The sequence below is a fragment of the Kitasatospora sp. NPDC057542 genome (genome assembly GCF_042801945.1).
GTDB lineage: Bacteria > Actinomycetota > Actinomycetes > Streptomycetales > Streptomycetaceae > Kitasatospora.
In genome coordinates this window covers 1-18,242 of sequence record NZ_JBHVFE010000056.1, presented here as the reverse complement: position 1 = coordinate 18,242, position 18,242 = coordinate 1, and the positions used below count along the sequence as shown (strand labels likewise).

General features: G+C 73.0%; 16 protein-coding genes and 1 pseudogene. 11 read left to right on the top strand and 6 right to left on the bottom strand.

The window, feature by feature from the left end; all coding sequences use genetic code 11:
• Positions 1 to 378 precede the first annotated feature (378 nt).
• Positions 379 to 2,706 carry a M4 family metallopeptidase gene (locus ACFU7Y_RS10335; RefSeq protein ID WP_380767331.1) on the top strand — a complete coding sequence of 776 codons (2,328 nt, stop codon included), beginning with the start codon at positions 379 to 381 and terminating at the stop codon, positions 2,704 to 2,706.
• Between the two features lie 292 nt (positions 2,707 to 2,998).
• Positions 2,999 to 4,735: a carbohydrate-binding module family 20 domain-containing protein gene (locus ACFU7Y_RS10330; protein WP_380767329.1), complete on the top strand. Its 1,737-nt coding sequence runs from the start codon at positions 2,999 to 3,001 to the stop codon at positions 4,733 to 4,735.
• Positions 4,736 to 4,862: 127 nt separating this feature from the next.
• On the opposite strand, the gene ACFU7Y_RS10325 is transcribed toward ACFU7Y_RS10330, so the two are convergent.
• Positions 4,863 to 5,606 carry an SDR family oxidoreductase gene (locus tag ACFU7Y_RS10325; protein ID WP_380767327.1) on the bottom strand — a complete coding sequence of 248 codons (744 nt, stop codon included), beginning with the start codon at positions 5,604 to 5,606 and terminating at the stop codon, positions 4,863 to 4,865.
• Positions 5,607 to 6,000: 394 nt separating this feature from the next.
• Between ACFU7Y_RS10325 and ACFU7Y_RS10320 the strand changes: the two genes are divergently transcribed.
• The 3 genes from ACFU7Y_RS10320 to ACFU7Y_RS10310 all read left to right on the top strand — a co-directional run bounded on the left by ACFU7Y_RS10320 (position 6,001) and on the right by ACFU7Y_RS10310 (position 8,768).
• Complete coding sequence (locus tag ACFU7Y_RS10320; RefSeq protein ID WP_380767325.1) at positions 6,001 to 7,056, top strand: alpha/beta hydrolase; 1,056 nt, start codon at positions 6,001 to 6,003, stop codon at positions 7,054 to 7,056.
• Between the two features lie 251 nt (positions 7,057 to 7,307).
• The gene (locus ACFU7Y_RS10315; RefSeq protein ID WP_224281025.1) at positions 7,308 to 8,126 is read left to right on the top strand and encodes a hemerythrin domain-containing protein; all 819 of its coding nucleotides are present in this window, start codon (positions 7,308 to 7,310) and stop codon (positions 8,124 to 8,126) included.
• A 240-nt stretch (positions 8,127 to 8,366) separates the two neighbouring features.
• On the top strand, positions 8,367 to 8,768 hold the full coding sequence (locus tag ACFU7Y_RS10310) for a hypothetical protein (RefSeq protein WP_224281026.1): 402 nt from the start codon (positions 8,367 to 8,369) through the stop codon (positions 8,766 to 8,768).
• Positions 8,769 to 8,809: 41 nt separating this feature from the next.
• On the opposite strand, the gene ACFU7Y_RS10305 is transcribed toward ACFU7Y_RS10310, so the two are convergent.
• A complete protein-coding gene (locus ACFU7Y_RS10305) occupies positions 8,810 to 9,403 on the bottom strand; it encodes a DUF6891 domain-containing protein (RefSeq protein ID WP_380767322.1) in 594 nt (197 codons plus the stop codon).
• Between the two features lie 82 nt (positions 9,404 to 9,485).
• Between ACFU7Y_RS10305 and ACFU7Y_RS10300 the strand changes: the two genes are divergently transcribed.
• Positions 9,486 to 10,448 carry a DUF1152 domain-containing protein gene (locus tag ACFU7Y_RS10300; protein WP_224281028.1) on the top strand — a complete coding sequence of 321 codons (963 nt, stop codon included), beginning with the start codon at positions 9,486 to 9,488 and terminating at the stop codon, positions 10,446 to 10,448.
• A gap of 41 nt (positions 10,449 to 10,489) precedes the next feature.
• Here the strand turns inward: ACFU7Y_RS10300 and ACFU7Y_RS10295 are convergent, their stop codons facing one another.
• A complete protein-coding gene (locus ACFU7Y_RS10295; protein WP_224281029.1) occupies positions 10,490 to 11,053 on the bottom strand; it encodes a DUF1707 and FHA domain-containing protein in 564 nt (187 codons plus the stop codon).
• Positions 11,054 to 11,248: 195 nt separating this feature from the next.
• Positions 11,249 to 11,797, bottom strand: coding sequence for a DUF1697 domain-containing protein (locus ACFU7Y_RS10290; RefSeq protein WP_380767320.1), 549 nt, complete (start codon positions 11,795 to 11,797; stop codon positions 11,249 to 11,251).
• A gap of 110 nt (positions 11,798 to 11,907) precedes the next feature.
• On the opposite strand from ACFU7Y_RS10290, the gene ACFU7Y_RS10285 reads away from it, so the two are divergent.
• Positions 11,908 to 12,378: a pyridoxamine 5'-phosphate oxidase family protein gene (locus tag ACFU7Y_RS10285; protein ID WP_224281031.1), complete on the top strand. Its 471-nt coding sequence runs from the start codon at positions 11,908 to 11,910 to the stop codon at positions 12,376 to 12,378.
• Between the two features lie 23 nt (positions 12,379 to 12,401).
• Here ACFU7Y_RS10285 and ACFU7Y_RS10280 read toward each other — a convergent pair whose 3' ends face one another.
• Entirely contained in the window at positions 12,402 to 12,758 is a 357-nt protein-coding gene (locus tag ACFU7Y_RS10280; RefSeq protein WP_224281032.1) for an arsenate reductase family protein, read from the bottom strand.
• 158 nt (positions 12,759 to 12,916) lie between these two features.
• Between ACFU7Y_RS10280 and ACFU7Y_RS10275 the strand changes: the two genes are divergently transcribed.
• Positions 12,917 to 14,158: a cytochrome P450 gene (locus ACFU7Y_RS10275; RefSeq protein WP_380767317.1), complete on the top strand. Its 1,242-nt coding sequence runs from the start codon at positions 12,917 to 12,919 to the stop codon at positions 14,156 to 14,158.
• A 156-nt stretch (positions 14,159 to 14,314) separates the two neighbouring features.
• Positions 14,315 to 15,412, top strand: a complete 1,098-nt coding sequence (locus ACFU7Y_RS10270) for a PP2C family protein-serine/threonine phosphatase (RefSeq protein ID WP_224281034.1) — start codon at positions 14,315 to 14,317, stop codon at positions 15,410 to 15,412.
• On the opposite strand, the gene ACFU7Y_RS10265 is transcribed toward ACFU7Y_RS10270, so the two are convergent.
• A complete protein-coding gene (locus ACFU7Y_RS10265) occupies positions 15,393 to 16,016 on the bottom strand; it encodes an exonuclease (RefSeq protein WP_224281035.1) in 624 nt (207 codons plus the stop codon). The two genes, ACFU7Y_RS10270 and ACFU7Y_RS10265, sit on opposite strands and share 20 nt — an antisense overlap.
• A gap of 154 nt (positions 16,017 to 16,170) precedes the next feature.
• Between ACFU7Y_RS10265 and ACFU7Y_RS10260 the strand changes: the two are divergent.
• Together ACFU7Y_RS10260 and ACFU7Y_RS10255 are read left to right on the top strand one after the other, a co-directional pair.
• Positions 16,171 to 17,496, top strand: a pseudogene (locus ACFU7Y_RS10260) (diacylglycerol/lipid kinase family protein); the annotation flags it as partial.
• Between the two features lie 54 nt (positions 17,497 to 17,550).
• On the top strand, positions 17,551 to 18,174 hold the full coding sequence (locus ACFU7Y_RS10255; protein WP_380767338.1) for a phosphatase PAP2 family protein: 624 nt from the start codon (positions 17,551 to 17,553) through the stop codon (positions 18,172 to 18,174).
• Positions 18,175 to 18,242 lie beyond the last annotated feature (68 nt).

Below are 18,242 nucleotides of genomic sequence, written 5' to 3'. Positions count from 1 at the left end.
GCTGGTCATCGACCGCCGATAGTGATCGAACTTTGCCCGGGGCATGAAAACCGTGTTCACGAGTTCGTCGTGGGGTAACACAACTGACGGGCCGGCCTGCATACGGTTTCGGTAATGAATCGGCCAATCCGTGGCATGCATCTGTCATTAACGGCTCGTTTGCTGCCACGATTCCCCCGGCTGTAGTCGAGGGGGCCCCACCCCCCGGTGCAGCTGTTCCAGTTCAGGTGCAGCGCGTCCCGACCCTGCAAACGAGTTGTGAGCACCGCATCCGCACCCCCGTCGTACCCGGCGGGGGCCCCCACTGCGCCGCGACCCCGCGGCCCAGGTTTTCTCTCCACCGTGTGCGACCCCGCGCCGGTCGGAAAAGGAGTCCGCATGTCCCGTTACGCTCACGCCCGGAAGGCGGCGGTTGTCATGGCCGCCTCCACCGCGCTGCTGGTCACCGGCATGCCGGTGATCGCCCAGGCGGCCACGCCGGATGCGCCGGCCGCCGTCGCGGCCCAGCAGGCGAACCGTGCCCAGCTGATCTCCGCCGCGAACCAGCAGACCACCTCCCTCGCCCAGAGCCTGGGCCTGAGCGGCTCGGAGAAGCTGGTCACCAAGGACGTCATCCAGGACGCGGACGGCACCCGCCACCTGCGGTACGAGCGCACCCTCAACGGACTGCCCGTCCTGGGTGGGGACCTGGTGGTGCACCAGGCGCCCACCGGTGCGACCAAGAGCGTCGACCGGGCCAGCACCGCTCCGCTGGGCGGTGTGGACACCACGCCGAAGCTGGCCGCGCCGGCCGCGCAGAGCGCCGCGCTCGCCGCCGAGTCGGGCACCGCGGTCGACACCGCGCCGCGCCTGGTGGTCTGGGCCGCCGACAACAGCCCCCGGCTGGCCTGGGAGACCGTCGTCTCCTCCACCAAGTCGGACGGCACCCCGAGCAAGATGCACGTCGTCACCGACGCCACCAGCGGCCAGGTCATCCAGCAGTGGGACGGCATCGAGACCGGCTCCGGCAAGGGCGTCTTCGTCGGCAACGTCACCATCGGTACGACCCAGTCGGGGTCGACCTACCAGATGAAGGACGGCGCCCGCGGTGGGATGTACACCACCAACCTGAACCACGGGACCTCGGGCACCGGCACGCTGTACAGCAAGTCCACGGACACCTGGGGCGACGGCACCGTCAACAACGGCGAGTCCGCCGCGGTCGACGCCCACTTCGGCGTCGCGGCCACCTGGGACTACTACAAGAACACCTTCGGCCGCAACGGCATCCGCAACGACGGTGTCGGCGCCTACAGCCGCGTCCACTACGGCAACAACTACGTGAACGCGTTCTGGGACGACTCCTGCTTCTGCATGACGTACGGCGACGGCACCAACAACACCGCGCCGCTCACCGAGCTGGACGTCGCGGGCCACGAGATGAGCCACGGCGTCACCTCGGCCACCGCCAACCTGACCTACTCCGGCGAGTCCGGCGGCCTCAACGAGGCCACCTCGGACATCTTCGGCACGATGGTCGAGTTCTCCGCCAACATCCCGACCGACAACCCCGACTACCTGATCGGTGAGTTGATCAACATCAACGGGGACGGCACCCCGCTGCGCTACATGGACAAGCCCTCCAAGGACGGCGCCTCGGCCGACTACTGGTCCTCCACCGTCGGCAACAAGGACGTCCACTACTCGTCCGGTGTCGCCAACCACTTCTTCTACCTGCTCGCCGAGGGCAGCGGCGCGAAGGTGATCAACGGCGTCAGCTACAACTCGCCGACCCAGGGCAACATCACGGTCACCGGCATCGGCCGGGACAAGGCCGCGGCCGTCTGGTACCGCGCGCTGACCACCTACATGACCTCCAGCACCAACTACGCCGCGGCGCGCACCGCGACGGAGAAGGCGGCCACCGACCTGTACGGTGCCGGCAGCGCCGAGCTGGCCGCGGTCAGCACCGCCTGGGCGGGCGTCAACGTCGGCACGGCGCCCTCGGGCGGCGTCACCGTCACCAACCCGGGCAACCAGTCCACCGCCGTCGGCGGCGCGGTGAACCTCCAGATCAACGCCACCGGCGGCACCGCCCCGCTGACCTACAGCGCGACCGGCCTGCCCACCGGGCTGTCGATCTCCTCCTCCGGTGCGATCACCGGCACCGCCTCCACCGCGGGCACCTACAACGTGACCGTCACGGTGAAGGACTCGGCCGGCAAGACCGGCACGACCAGCTTCACCTGGACCGTCTCCGCCGGTGGCGGCAGCTGCACCCCGGCGCAGCTGCTGGGCAACGAGGGCTTCGAGAGCGGCACCGCCGCCCCGTGGACGGCGACCAGCGGCGTGCTGAACAGCAGCACCTCGCAGCCGGCCCGCAGCGGTTCGTGGAAGGCGTGGCTGGACGGCTACGGCTCCTCGCACAGCGACTCGCTGTCGCAGACGGTGAGCATCCCGTCGGGCTGCAAGGCGACGCTGAGCTTCTGGCTGCACATCGACACCGCCGAGTCGGGCAGCACCGCGTACGACAAGCTCACCGTGTCGGTGAACGGCACCACGCTGAAGACGTACTCCAACGTGGATGCCGCGGCCGGCTACCAGCAGCGCACCTTCGACCTGTCGGCCTACGCGGGCCAGACGGTCACCGTGAAGTTCACCGGGACCGAGGACTCCTCGCTCCAGACGAGCTTCGTGATCGACGACACCTCCGTCCAGACCGGCTGAGCCCGGTCCGGCTCCTGAGGGGCCGGTGAACCAGGACAGGTGAGGGGCCCGGTGGCTACGGCTGCCGGGCCCTTGTCGTGTCCTCCGGGCCTGTGGCCGCCCGGCTCTGACGGCACGGATGCAGGAATGAATCTCCTGGGACTTGAGCCGCACCTTCTCGGTTTTGAGCGAGGTCTTGACGGCCCCTGTGGGCACCTCTAGGTTCAGCGCTGCAAGTTTCCGGCAAGTTACAGAAACTTCCTGCAGGCTTCACCTCCGGCTGTCCCACCCCAGCCACCCCCCAGGAGACGACGTGGTCACCACCGCCCCCACCCGCCGGCCCGCCCGCGCGGCCGGTGCGCTCGCCGCCTCGGCGGCGCTCGCGCTCTCGCTCGGCACCTCCCTCGGTGCCCCCGCCGCCCAGGCCGCCCCGCCCGCGAACAACGGCAAGGACGTCACCGCCACCCTCTTCGAGTGGCGCTTCGACTCCGTCGCCCAGGCCTGCACCTCCACCCTCGGCCCCAAGGGCTACGGCTTCGTCGAGGTCTCCCCGCCGCAGGAGCACATCCAGGGTTCGCAGTGGTGGACCTCCTACCAGCCGGTCAGCTACAAGATCGCCGGACGGCTCGGCGACCGCACGTCCTTCAGGAACATGGTCGCCGCCTGCCACGCGGCCGGGGTCAAGGTGATCGCCGACGCGGTGGTCAACCACATGTCGGCGGGCTCGGGCACCGGCACCGGCGGCACCGCGTACACCAAGTACGACTACCCCGGCACGTACCAGAGCCAGGACTTCCACTCCTGCCGCCAGCCGATCACCAACTACCAGGACCGCACCAACGTCCAGAACTGCGAGCTGGAGGGCCTCTCCGACCTGGACACCGGCAGCACGTACGTCCAGACCACCATCGCGCACTACCTGGACGACCTGGCCTCGCTCGGCGTCGACGGCTACCGGGTCGACGCCGCCAAGCACATCGCCGCCGCCGACCTCGCGGCGATCAAGGCCAAGATGGCCAACCCCAAGGCCTACTGGGTCCAGGAGGTCATCTACGGCGCCGGCGAGCCGATCCAGCCGGCCGAGTACACCGGCACCGGCGACCTGGACGAGTTCCGGGTCGGCACCGACCTCAAGCGGATGTTCACCACCGACAAGCTCGCCAACCTCAGCGGCTGGGGCGCCTCCTGGGGCTACCTGCCGAGCGGCCAGGCGCGCGGCTTCGTCGACAACTGGGACACCGAGCGCAACGGCTCCACCCTCAACTACACCTACGGCAACACCTACACGCTGGCCAACGTCTTCCTGCTGGCCTCGCCGTACGGCGCCCCCAACGTCTACTCCGGCTACTCCTTCACCAACAAGGACGACGGCCCGCCGAACGGCGGCACCGTCAACGCCTGCTACCAGGACGGCTGGAACTGCACCCACGCCTGGCGGCAGGTCGCCAACATGGTCGGCTTCCGCAACGCGGTGGCGGGCACCGGGGTGACCGACTGGTGGTCCAACGGCAACAACGCGATCGCCTTCGGCCGCGGCAACAGGGGCTACGTCGCGATCAACCACGAGAGCGGCGCGATCACCCGGACCTTCCAGACCGGTCTGCCGGCCGGCACCTACTGCGACGTCCAGCACGGCGACCCGCAGCCGGGCGGCGGCTGCACCGGCCCGACGTACCAGGTGGGCGCCAACGGGCAGTTCACCGCGACGGTCGGCGCGGGCGACGCGGTCGCGCTGTACGTCCAGTCCGGCGCGAGCGTCTCCGGCGCCTCGTTCAACGTCAACGCCACCACCTCGTACGGTCAGAACCTCTACGTGGTCGGCGACGTCACGGCGCTCGGCGGCTGGGACCCGGCGAAGGCGCTGCCTCTCTCCTCGGCCGGCTACCCGGTCTGGTCGCTGGCGCTGTCGCTGCCGGCCGGCACGTCCTTCCAGTACAAGTACGTCCGCAAGGACGCGAGCGGTGCGGTGACCTGGGAGTCCGGCGCCAACCGGACGGCGACGGTGCCCTCGGGCGGGACCGTCACGTCGAACGACACCTGGCGGCCGTGAGCCGTGGTCCCGGGTCCGGCCGGATCGCCCGGCCGGACACCGCGGCGTCCACCGGCGTCCACCGGCCGGACGAGGGCGGCGGGGCGCTGCGCCGTCGGCACTCGCCCGAGGGGTGACGGTCCGTCCGTCACCCCCGGCCGATGTACGGCATGGCCGTCGCCATCACGGTGGCGAACTGCACGTTGGCCTCCAGCGGCAGACCGGCCATGTGCCGCACGGTGCGTGCCACGTCGGCCACGTCCATGGTCGGCTCGGGGGCGATCCGGCCGTCCGCCTGCCGCACGCCCGTGCCCATCGCCGCCGTCATGTCGGTCGCCGCGTTGCCGATGTCGATCTGCCCGCAGGCGATCCGGTGCGGGCGGCCGTCCAGCGACAGCGACTTGGTCAGGCCGGTGACGGCGTGCTTGGTCGCGGTGTAGGCGATCGAGTTCGGGCGCGGGACGTGTGCGGAGATCGAGCCGTTGTTGATGATCCGGCCGCCCTGCGGGTCCTGCGCCTTCATCTGTCGGAACGCGGCCCGGGCGCAGAGGAAGGCGCCGGTCAGGTTGAGGTCGACGACGGCCCGCCAGTCCTCGACCGTCAGCTCCTCCACCGGGACGGCCGGGCCGAAGGTGCCGGCGTTGTTGAACAGCAGGTCCACCCGGCCGTGGTGCTCGGTGGCCGCGGCGAACAGCGCGTCCACCGAGGCCGGGTCGGTGACGTCGGTCGGCACCACGTCGGCCGGGGCGGCGCAGAGCCGGGCGGTCTCCCGCAGCGGCCCGGACCGCCGGCCGGCCAGTACCGTCCGCCAGCCGGCCGCGGCCAGTTCGACCGCCACGGCCCGGCCGACGCCGCTCCCGGCTCCGGTGACGACGGCGATCCGCTCGTTCATGGCACCCTCCTCGATGGCTGTTCCCGGTCGGCCCTGGGCGTACCTCGTGATCGTCGTGGATCGGCGGGTTGCCGTCACTGGTCAAAACGCCGAAATCCGGACGGCTCGGCGGGAGTCCGGCGGCCGCCCCCGCCATCCGGCCCCCGCCGTTCGGGGGGAGCGGTGAAGGCCTTGACCCGATCGCGAGCAAACATTGGATTTCCAGCGGTCACCTCGCAACCGGCCCACCCCGGCCCACGTCATAAGATCGCAGGAAGGCGCACCCCCGCGAGGGGCGGCGCGCCATCACTCCGGGGGACGCTCCAACGCTGTGCCCCGGGCCTGTCCGGCCCCACCGGGGGGCCGCCGCCCGGTCAGACGGACCGGGCGCGACATCGGTCGGAGAGTCCTCACCGTGCTTAGGCAGTCGTCCCGTTCCCGCGCCGTCCTGTCCGGCGCCGCCGTGCTCGCCCTGGCCGCCTCGCTCGCGGCCTGCGGGAGTTCCGGCGGTGGGAAGGGGGGTAGTGCCACGGCGAACGCCACCCCGGCCGGCAGCAGCTCGGCGGGCAGCCCGAGCGCCACCGGCACCACCCCGGGCGCGACCGCCGGTGCCACCACGGCCGCCGCCGGAAAGGTGCTGATGCCCACCGGGCCCGCCGCCGGCCTCAACAAGGTCCGGGACACCGGTGCCGGCCCGATCATGATGACCAAGGTGACCGGCGCGAAGTCCGGCGTCACGGGCCAGGTCTGGGTCTGGCTGCCGCCCGAGTACAACGACCCCAAGTTCGCCAAGACCGGCTTCCCGGTGCTCACCCTCTTCGCCGGCGGCCAGAGCAACGGCTACAACACCTGGACCGACAACCAGCTGCCGATCCAGGAGGAGAACGAGCGGCTGGTCAAGGAGGGCAAGTCCCATCCGTTCATCATGATCATGCCCGTGCAGAACTTCAACAGCGACGAGAAGAACGCGCTGGACTGCTCCGACATCCCGGGCCAGCCCAAGATGGGCACCTGGATGGCCGAGGACATCCCGGACTTCGTCCGCGCCAACTTCCGGACCGTGAAGGGCCGCGACGGCTGGGGCGTGATGGGCGCCTCCACCGGCGGCTTCTGCAGCGCCAAGCTCGCCCTCCAGTACCCGCAGGTCTACAAGGCGGCGGTGCCGATCGACGGCTACTTCATACCGGACTCGCTGCTGTGGAAGGGCCACGAGGCCGAGCGCGAGGCCAACAACCCGAACGTGCTGGTCACCCAGGGCAAGGCCGACGTGAGCATGCTGGTCACCGCGGGCGGCGCCAACCCGTACGAGACCAAGGTGGTCAAGGACTGGGTGGCCAAGGCGGTGCCGCCGGTGAGCCTCGAGTACCACGAGCAGCCCGGCGGCAAGCACCTGACCTCGGACTTCAAGAAGATGATCCCGGACACCCTGGTGTGGCTCACCGCTCACCTGGCGGGGCCGGCGGCCGACTGAGGCCCCTGCTCCCACCCGCACCGCCGGTGCCAGGACGCGTTCGCGCTCCCGGCACCGGCGGTCCTGTTTTTCCGGTGCCCTTCCGGCGGGCCGCCGGTGGTCTCCGCGCAGTTCCGGCGCCCGTCCGCAGGCCCGTGACCTGCGCGTCAATCGGACATTGATTCGCTTCTGATGAGCTGCGAGCACCTTGGCTGGGGCGGTCCTCACCGGCCGCCACCACCCACCGTGCCCCAAGCCTTGAAGAGAGTGCCATGCCGATCCACCTGGTGTCCCCGTCCACCCTCACCGTGCCCGCGCAGGGCCGGCCCGGAGCCGACTCGCCGGGCGCGGACGCGTACGGCCGGGCCACGGACGACGAGCCGGTCACCCTGCGGTTCGCCGGCCTGCGCCTGGTCCACGCCGCGATGCGCCGGGACCTCGCCCGGCTGCCCAACGCGCTGCGGCTGCTCCAGCCCGACGAGGACCACAAGGGCGAGGCGCTGCTGCGGCACTGGAACTTCATGACCGCGATGCTCACCTGCCACCACGAGCAGCAGGACACCCGGCTCTGGCCGATCGTGCGCCGCTTCGCGCCCGAGCTGCGGCTGCTGCTCAACTGGCTGGAGGACGACCACCACAACCTGGACCACTCCTTCACCCGGGTCACCACGCTGGTGCGGATCGCCAGCCGGGACACCGGCAGCGCCTGGCCGGTCGCGTACGCGATGGAGGACCTGGCGGCCCGGCTGGAGACCCACCTGCGGATCGAGGAGCGGCAGCTGCTGCCCCGGATGGAGCGGGTGATCGCCGAGGGCTCCCGGCTCGGCGGGCTGGGCGAGCTGCTGGACCTGCTGCGCCTGGCCGACGGCCCGGGCATGGCGGACGCGCTGGCCTGGCTGCTGGAGGGCGTGGAGCCCGCGCTGGTCGAGCGGCTGCTGGCCGAGTGCGACGACGACGTGGCCCGCAACTGGCCGCACTGGCACGCGACCTACCAGCGCTGCACCTCGCCGCTGTGGGGCCCGGCGGACGGTCCGGCCGCCGGCACCGGAACGGGCCTCGGCTTCGGCGGCCTGGGGAGCATCGCCGACTGACTCCGGGGCGCTTTTGCGGGCCGTGGATCTACGCGCGTGGTATGAGCCTCCGGTACGGGCCTCCGGCATATGCCGGATCGTCTGTAGAATTCGGACGGACAGTCAACTGTTCACATCCCCTAGGGGATTCGACCCATCGCTCTCAGGGTCGGGCCGCCCCGGCCGCTCCGGGCCGTGCCAGGGCAGGCATCACGCTGGCGGTTGATGACGGGCCGTGCCCGCCGTACTACCGTCGACGGCATGACCACAGCGCGCAGCACCCCCAACCCGCACCGCACCCGCCTCCGGACCCGCTTCCGGCGCGGCCCGGCGCTCCTCGCCGCCGGCGCCGTCCTGATGCTCGGCGCCGGACTGACCGCTTGTGAGGGCACCGTGGCACTCTGCCTGGACGACCACAAGTGCACCGTCACCGTCACGACCGACGGTGACGACGACTCCAAGACCGTCAAGGTCTTCGGCGGCGACAAATCGATGAGCATGACCGTCGGCCACATCACCGACAACTCGGCCGAGGTGACCATCGGCGACACCAAGAAGACCGTCACCAAGAACTCCGAGACCTCCGTCGGCAGCGTCAGGGTCACCCTGCGCGAGACGGAGAAGAAGCGCCACTACGTCGAGGCGCACGTCGAGCGGGACTGACCGCCCCGGCGGCCCCGGCAGGAGGACGCGCTCCCCGGCGCCTACTCCGTCAGGCGGTTGAGCCACTCCAGCGGGGCGACCCGGATCGCCGTGTGCGGCGAGCCGTCCCACTCCGTCGGGAGCCCGACCGACTCCAGCGCGGCGACCACCGCCCGCCCGACCTCCACCGTCCGGCGCTCCGAGACCTCCGCCGTCTCCTCCCCGGCGCGGAACCCTCCGTAGCGCAGCATCAGCCCCCGTCCGGCGGCCGCCGCCTCGGTGTCCTGCTGGTGGAAGAAGACGAAGCCGACCGAATCCTCCCCGGCCTCGCCGCCGATCTCCGCATAGCCGCAGCCCGCGCAGCAGGTGAAGTCCATCGCCGCGACGATGCCCTGGTCCTCCAGCGCGTCGAAGGCGTCCGCCAGCCGGTCCACGTCGGTGGTCTCCGGCCAGGCCGCCTGCTCGGCCAGCCGCTCGGTCCACAGCGGAGCGACGATCCGCTCCGCCTCCTCCTGTGTCAGCCCCTGGTCGTCGAGGACCTCGACCAGGGACTCGGCTATCTCGTCCGGCTCCTGGAAGCCGCACCGGATCAACTCGCGGGCCCGCTCCTGGACTTCGCGCAGCACGTCGGGGGTGGGAACCGTCTCCTCGGTCATGCCCGCATCCTCGCACCCGCCACTGACAGTGAGAGTGACAGCGGCCGGCGGGGGCCGGCCCGCCCGGTGCTACCGTCCGCCGGTGACTTCTCTGCTGCAACCACCGCTGATCACCCGGCTGCTGGCCGCCGAGCGCATCCTGGTCGCCGGGGCCGGCGGCGGCTTCGACGTGTACGCCGGGCTGCCGATCGCCCTCGCCCTGCGGGCCGCGGGCAAGGAGGTGCACCTGGCCAACCTCTCCTTCACCCACCTCTACGGCCTGCCCCTCGAAGTCTGGGCGGAGCCCGACGTGGCCCGGATCGGACCGGACACCGCCGCCCCCGAGGGCTACTTCCCGGAGCGCACCCTGGCCCGCTGGCTGAACCGGCACGGGATGCCCGACACCGTGTGGGCCTTCCCGACGGTCGGCGTGCAGCCGCTGCGCGAGGCCTACCGCGCGCTGGTCGGCCGCCTGGGCGTGGACGCGATCCTGCTGGTGGACGGCGGCACCGACATCCTGATGCGCGGCGACGAGGCCGGGCTCGGCACCCCGGAGGAGGACATGGCGAGCCTGGCCGCGGTGGCCGGCCTGTCCGAGGTGCCCGAGCGGCTGGTCGCCTGCCTCGGCTTCGGCATCGACGCCCACCACGGCGTCAACCACTCCCTGGTGCTGGAGAACCTCGCCGCGCTCGACCGAGCCGGAGGCTACCTCGGGGCCTTCTCCATCCCGCGCGACAGCCGGGAGGGGGTGCTGTACCTGGACGCCGTCGAGCACGCCCGGGCCGCCTTCCCGGAACACCCCAGCATCGTGAACGGCTCGGTGGCGGCGGCGCTGCGCGGTGAGTTCGGTGACGTCCGATTCACCGAGCGGACCAAGGGCGAGCAGCTCTTCGTCAATCCGCTGATGACGCTCTACTTCGGCGTCACGGTCGATGCGCTGGTCGCCGAGCACCGGTACCTGGACCGCCTGGAGCAGACCGTGTTGACCCGCCAGATCGCCACCGTCATCGCGGAGTTCCAGGACGAGCTGCCCCGTCAGCGGCCGCCCCGGCAGTTCCCGCACTGACCCGGGACACGGACACCCGGGCCGGGCGGGGGTGGGTCCGCTCAGAACGCGGCGAGCCGGAACTCCAGGTTCCCGAACCGCACCTGGTCGCCCGGCCGGACCCGTACGCCGCCCGCTATCCGGCGCCCGTTCACGTGCGTGCCGTTGGTCGAGCCGAGGTCGTACAGCACCCAGCCGCCCTGCTCGTGCCGCAGTTCGGCGTGGTGCCGGGACACCGAGGCGTCGTGCAGCCGCAGCCCCGAGCCGGGGAGTCGGCCGATCGTCAACTGCCCGGCCCCGGCCTGCGGCAGGCTCAGCCCCGGCAGCCGCTCGGTGCGCCAGGCCCGGCCCAACCGGTCGCCGAAGGCGGACACCCGGCCGACCGTGCGCAGCACGAAGCGCTCGACCGGCCCGCCGGTCGGCAGCCCGGCCACCGCCGCGTCCAACTCGCCACGGCTGGTGGCGTGCAGGACGATGTCCATCCGTCCGAGGAAGGTGTCGTGCGAGAGCCTCCCACTGCCCGCGCCGTCCCGTAGCGCCCCGAGCGCCTGCTCCCGTTCGGCGTCGGAGGGCCGGACCGCGCCGGTCGGCCCGGCTGCGCCGGTGGGGAGCTCAGGAGGCGTCATGGCCAAATTGTCGGCGCGGCCGACTCCGGCTGTCCAGATCACGCCGTGCGCGGGGTTCGTACGTCACGGCAGTCCAGACGCCCTTACCGGCCGGGCGGTTCCGCGCGTTCCGGTCGTGCGGCCCGGTTCGGCCCGGGGTGCCGTCCGGCCGGTCCAGGATGCCGTCCGGCCCGTGCCGGAGTGCGGTACGGACCGTCAGGCCCTGCGGGCGGCCGCCAGGATCTTCTCCGTGGTGTGCAGGAAGCGGGAGGTGACCGCGCCCCGGTAGGCCTTGCCGAACATCTCCTTGGTGACCCACTTGCCGTCCTGGAGGTGGATCACGACGTACGCCGCCCCCGGACCGGCGCCGAGCACCTCGACGTCGCCCTTCGGCGAGCGGTGGGGGAAGGACAGCCCGGCCGGCAGCGGCTCGGAGAGGAAGGCGACGACGAGCCGGACGTCCGGCGTCACCTCGACGCCCCGGAACGGTTCGGCGGCGAGCAGGTCGGCCACCTCGTCCACCGTGCGCAGCAGCGCCGGCACCGGGTACCCGAGCGACTGCTCCAGGTGCTCCTCGATCCGCCGGGTCAGTGCCGCGCGGTCCGGCTCGTCGGTGGTGAAGAAGACGTTGCCGCTCTGGATGTAGGAGCGGACGTTCCCCAGCCCGAGCTCGGCGAAGAGCGCCCGCAGCCGCTCCATCCTCACCGTCCGGCCGCCGACGTTGACGGCCCGCAGGAAGGCGATGTACGTGGTCGTGGTGGTCACCCCGCCAGTGTCGCACCGGCCACCGACAGCGGTCCGGTGCTCCTCGTCCGCCCGGTCGTCCCGCCCGTCCGCGTACGGCGGTTGTCGGTGCCGGGTGCCAGACTGGCGCCATGGCCACCTGGCAGGACTTCGAGCACGAGGCCCCCGATCTGGCGCCCCTGGTCCGGGCCCGGTTCGAGGCGAACAAGCACCATGTCCTGGCGACGCTGCGCAAGGACGGATCGCCCCGGGTGAGCGGGACGGAGGTCGACTTCGTCGGCGCCGACCTCTGGATCGGGTCGATGTACGGCGCGGTCAAGGCGCGTGACCTCCAGCGCGACGCCCGCTTCGCCCTGCACGCGCACCCGGGGGACGAGACCATGGCGGGCGGGGATTCCAAGGTCTCCGGCCGGGCGGTGGAGATCACCGACGAGACCGAACTCGACGCCTTCGCCGCCGATCTTCCCGAGCCGCCGCCCACCCCGTTCCACGCGTTCCGGCTGGAGCTCGACCAGGTGGTGCACACCGCCCTGGAGGGCGACCACCTGGTCGTCCACAACTGGCACCCGGGCCGGCCGGTGGAGAAGATCCGGCTCCACTGACCGGCCCGAGCGGCTCGCGGGCCTTACGGCAGAACGGACTTGAGGGCCTCGGGGGTGCGGGCCACGACGGCGTGCCCGTCGTCCGCGGTGATGATCGGGCGCTGGATCAGGATCGGGTGCTCGGCCATCGCCGCGATCCAGCGCTCCCGCTCACCCGCCTCCCGCGGCCAGTCCTTCATCCCCAGGTCCTTCGCGGCCTGTTCGTCGGTGCGGGTGATGTCCCACGGCTCCAGGCCCAGGCGCTCCAGCACCTGAGCCAGCTCGGCCACGGTCGGCGGCTCCTCCAGGTAGCGCCGCACGGTGTACTCGACTCCGGCGTCGTCCAGCTCGCCGAGTGCGGTCCGGCACTTGCTGCACCGCGGGTTGATCCAGATCTCCATGCCGGCAACCCTATCGAGCCGTCCCCGCCCGCCCCGGGACCCGCCGCACCCGATTCGGACCGGACCCGCCCCCGCCCGGTACCCGGCGCTGCCCAGCACGCGACTCGATCCGTCCGGGAACTCCGCCGCGCCCACCGGTGGTTGACCGGGCAGGAAGCGTGATCTCGGGAGGGGAGTGCCGGATGGACGGCGCGGCGATCATCGAACAGCTGATGACCACGGAGGTCAGGACCGATCCGTACCCGCTGTACGCCAGGGCCCGCGAGCTGGGCCCGGTGGCCCCGGCCGGAGAGGGCATGTTCGTGGTGAGCGGCTACGCGGCGGTCAACAAGGTGCTGCGCACGCCCGCCTTCGGCGTCGCGACCGCCGAGATGATGGCCGGCCTGGCCCCCGAGTACGCGGTGCACTCCTCGCTGGCCCTGTTCGGCCGCTCGATCCTCCAGCGCAACGCCCCCGACCAGCCCCGGGTCCGCTCGCTGATCGCCTCGGTGTTCACCGCCCGCCGGGTCGCCGCGCTGCGCCCGGCCGTGGAGACGGCGGTCGCCCGGCTGCTGGACGGGATGGCCGAGCAGGGCGCCGACGGATCGCCGGTGGACTTCATGGACGCCTTCGCCTTCCGGCTGCCGGTCGGGGTGATCTGCGAGCTGCTCGGTGTCCCCGAGCAGGACCGCTACCGCTTCCGCGACCTCGCCTCCGACCTGACCGTCGCGCTGGAGATCATCCAGGACCTGGACGAGCTGACCGCCGCCGACGAGGCCGCCGACGAGCTGGCCCGGTACTTCACCGAGCTGGCCGCCGAGCGCCTGGCCCGTCCGCAGGACGACCTGGTCAGCGACCTGGCCCGGATCGCCGCCGCGGACGACGAGCGGCTCTCCGCCCAGGAGCTGCTGGCCAACCTGGTGCTGCTGCTGGTGGCCGGCTTCGAGACCACCACCAACCTGCTCGGCAACGGCCTGGCCCTGCTGTTCCGCCACCCCGAGGCGGCCGCCGGGCTGCGCAGCGGAGCGGTCACCCCGGCCGGGTTCACCGACGAGGTGCTGCGCTTCGACTCCCCGGTCCAGGCCACCGGGCGGGTCGCGCTGGAGGAGGGCCTGGCCATCGAGGGCCTGCCGATCCCGCCCGGCAACGCGGTGACCCTGCTGATCGGCTCGGCCAACCACGACCCGGCCCGGTACGAGCGCCCCGAGGTGTTCGACCCGACCCGCACCGACAGCCAGCCGCTCAGCTTCGGCGGCGGCACGCACTTCTGCCTGGGCTCCCAGCTGGCCCGGCTGGAGGCCGAGGTCGCGGTGCCCGCCCTGCTGGACCGCTTTCCCCGGCTCGCCCCCGGCGGCGTCCCCACCCGGCGCGACCGCCTGGTGCTGCGCGGCTACGAGACCCTGCCGGTGACCGTCCGCTGACGCTCCGCCCCCGGGGCCGGGGACTGGCTCCTCCGGCCCCGGGGACCAGGACGTTCGGCTGTTCGTGACTGGGCCGTCCGTGCGGGAACATGGAGGGATGAAACCGGCCAATCCGGGCCGATCGCCCGGAACGGCCGCCTGCCAGGAGGTCCCACCGTGCCCACAGCACCCCATCCGTCGCGCCCCGCGGCGCTGGAGCCCAAGGTGCCGCGGTGGGTGCCCTGGCTCCCGGTGCTCCTGCTGGTGCTGGACCTGGTCGCCGAGGCCGTCGTCCCGCACGCCGTCGCCGCCGGCTTCCTGCTGACCGCGCTGCCCGTGGTGGCCGCGTTCAGCTACGGCCCGGTGCTGACCGCCGTCACCACGGCCGGCTCCCTGGCGCTCCAGCTCGCGCTGGCGCTGCGCGCGGGCCACGTGGACGAGCAGCACCACGTCTGGGTCTACATCGCCACCCTGCTCTCCGGCGTCATGGGAACCGCGCTGTCCTGGCAGCGCACCCGGCAGAACCGCAACCTGCTCCAGGCCCGTACGGTCGCCGAGACCCTGCAGCGCACCGTGCTGCGTCCGGTGCCCGAGCGGGCCGGCGGGCTGCGGGTGGCCGGCCTCTACCGCCCGGCCCGGGCCGACGTCCTGGTCGGCGGCGACCTCTACGAGGTGTGCGACACCCGCTTCGGCGTGCGGGTGCTGCTAGGCGACGTCCGGGGCAAGGGGCTGGGCGCGGTCCGCACCGTCGCCGACGTCCTCGGCGCGTTCCGGGCGGCCGCGCACGACACCCCGGGGCTGGTCGAACTCGCCGACCAGCTGGACCGCGCGGTGCTGCGCGACGCCGCCGACCGCGGCGACGACGAGCTGTTCGTCACCGCCGTCCTGCTCCAGTACCGGCCCGGCTCGGACTGCGTGGAGATCGTCAACCGCGGCCACACCACCCCGCTGCTCCTCGGCGGCGGCGGCATAGCCCCGCTGTCCTGCGCCGACGAGCTCCCGCTCGGCCTCGGCCACCTCGGCCCCGCCGACGAGCGCAGCAAGGCGATCGCCGTCCCGCTGCCCCCGGGCCACACCGTCCTGCTCTACACCGACGGCGTCAGCGAGGCCCGTGACACCACCGGCGCCTTCTACCCGCTGGCCCCCCGGCTCGCCGGCCTCGGCACCACCGCCCCCGACCGGGTGGTCTCCTTCCTGGCCCAGGACGTCCACCGGTACGCCGGCCTGCTCGCCGACGACCTCGCCGTCCTCGCCCTCACGCCGGACGTCCCGTAGCCCCGTCCCACTCCCACAGGTTCGCGAACAGCTCAGCCTGCTCCCGGGCGTCGTCGAGCGCGTGGTGGGTGTGCGGCAGGTCCGGCAGCAGCTCCGGCGGCATCGAGCGCTTCCCGATCCCGGCGAACGGCACCCCGGCCCGCGCCGCGTACAGCGTCTTCAGGTCCAGGCAGCCGGAGTGCCCGAACGGGCTGGAGCCGGTGAACCGCACCAGGTACCAGTAGAGGAACTGCCAGTCGTACACGGCGGGGTAGCCCACCATCACCGGCCGGTACCGCCGCCCGCCCGGCCCGCTCCGCGCCCGCTCCACCCAGCGGCCGAACTCCCGCATCGCCGCCCCGGGATCGGTCCCGCCGGCCTCCAGCGCCGCCCGGTCCAGCCCCGACACCGCCAGCGCCTCCGGGTCGTACTCCGCGCTGATCGGCCGCAGCTCCCGGTAGAACGCCGCCGCACCCGCGCCCGCCCGCCGGAACCCCTCCCCGTCGTGCCACCCGGCCACCACCGCCCCGAAGCTCACCATCGAGTACGGCCCCGGGATCGGTCCGTCCGCCTCCACGTCCACCGACACGTACACCGTCGGCGTGACCTTCACCTTGTGCGCCATGCACCCATCCAACCCGGCCCGGCAACCGCTTTTCCCCGGTTCACCCGCCACCCGGACGGCCCTGTCGGAATGCCGTCGGGTGCGGGAGTGCGCAGGCTGCTGGCAACGACACCGGGCCCAGCCGGGCCCCGAGGGCGTGGTGCGGGAGGACGAGATCGACGGAACACGGACATCGGGCACCGACGGGGGAGCCGGAGCGCGGCTGCTCGCGCGCTGCGCCCTGGCGGCGGCGGTGGGGGCCGTGGGGGTGCTGCTGTTCGCGCTGGGGGAGGGCGGGCTGCTGGTGGTCGCGGCGGGGCTGCTCGGACTGGTCGTCTCGGCCGTCGGCGTCTGGTGGTTCCTGGCCTACCGGGGCGCGGTCCGGGTGTTCGGGCTGCTCGTCGCGATCGCGGCCCCGGCCGCGGTGCTGGTGGTCTTCGCCCGCCACAGGCTGTGGCTGACGGCCCTGGTCCTCGTCCTGGTCTGGGGCGCCGCGTTGGCGCTCGCCCGCGCTGCGCTGCGCCGGGCCCGCCCGGAGCCGCCTATGCGGGCGACTGCCGTGCCCCGGCGGCAGCGGCCGGTCCTGATCATGAACCCGAAGTCCGGTGACGGGAAGGTCGGCCGCTTCGGGCTGGTCGAGCGGGCGGAGGAGCTCGGCGCCCGGGTCGTCCTGCTCGACCCGTCCGTCCCCACCGATGTCGCCGAGCTGGCACGTACGGCGGTGGCCGAGGGCGCGGACCTGCTCGGCGTGGCGGGCGGCGACGGCACCCAGGCGCTGGTCGCGGCCGTCGCCGCCGAGCACGACCTGCCGTTCCTGGTCGTCTCCGCCGGTACCCGCAACCACTTCGCCGCGGACCTCGGCCTCGACCGCGCCGACCCCTCCCGCTGCCTGGACGCGCTGACCGACGGCGAGGAACTGCGGGTCGACCTCGGCGAGGTCGCGGGCCGGGCCTTCGTCAACACCGTCTCCTTCGGGGTGTACGCCGACGTCGTGCAGCGCCCCGAGTACCGCGACGCCAAGGCCGGCACCGCGCTGAACCTGCTCCCGGACCTGCTGGTCGGTGAGAGCGCGCGGCGCGTCGACGCCCGGGTCGACGCCACCGCGCTCACCGCTCAGCAGGCGCTGCTGGTCAGCAACAACCCGTACGGCTCGACCGACGACCTCGGCATCGCCGGCCGCCGCCCCCGGCTCGACGGCGGCCGGCTCGGCGTGCTGGGCGTCCGGGTGGAGGGCGCGGCGCAGGCCGCGGACCTGGCCGTGCGCGGCGCGCAGTCCGCCGGGGTGACGGTGCTGACCGCGCGGCGGGTGGAGGTGACCGCGGACGGGGACGAGATCCCGGTGGCGGTCGACGGCGAGGCGCTGCGGATCCCGGTACCGGTGGTGTGCACGCTGCACCCGCGGGCCCTGCGGGTCCTGGTGCCGCGAGACCGCCCCGGCGTCCCCGTCCCTGGGCCGCCGGTGACCTGGCGCCGACTGGCCGCCCTCGCGTTCGGCCGCACCGACCGGGCCGACCGGATCGCCGGCCGCAGCTCCGACCCGACCGTCGAGGGGCCCGTGACTGACCCGCACCGCGGCGTCGCCCCGCCCGTTCCGTCCGTCCCCCCGGCCCCGTCCTCGGCCGCCGGAGCCGTGCTCACCGACCTGCGGGCGATCGACGGGGCCGTCTACGCGGCCGTCGCCGCCACCCCCACCCCGGCCCTGGACTCCGCGCTGCGCCGACTCTCCCGGGCCGCCGACCGCTCGAAGATCTCGCTGTCCGTCGCCGCGCTCCTCGCGCTGCAGCCCGGCCGCCCCCGGCGGGCGGCGGTGGCCGGGGCCGGTGCGGTGGCGCTGGCCTCGGTGGCGGCGAACCTGGTCGGCAAGCAGCTGGTCCACCGGCCCCGGCCCGACCGGGTGGAGGCCAGGGTGGTCGTCGGCCGGCAGGTGCCGATGCCGGAATCGGCCTCCTTCCCGTCCGGGCACACGGCCTCGGCGACGGCCTTCGCGACCGCGGTCGGCGTGCTGCTGCCGCCGCTGGCGGTGCCGCTCGGCGCGCTGGCGGTGGCGGTCGGCTACTCCCGGGTCCACACCGGGGTGCACTACCCGGGCGACGTCGCGGCCGGCGCGCTGCTCGGCTTCGCGGCCGCGGTGGCCTCCCTGGCCGTCGTCCGGACCGTGCCGCCGAGCCTCCTGGAGTGAGCGGGCCGCGCACCGGCCCGTCCGGGATCGCCCGGCACCCCGCGCGCGGCCGCTCCCCACAACCCGGC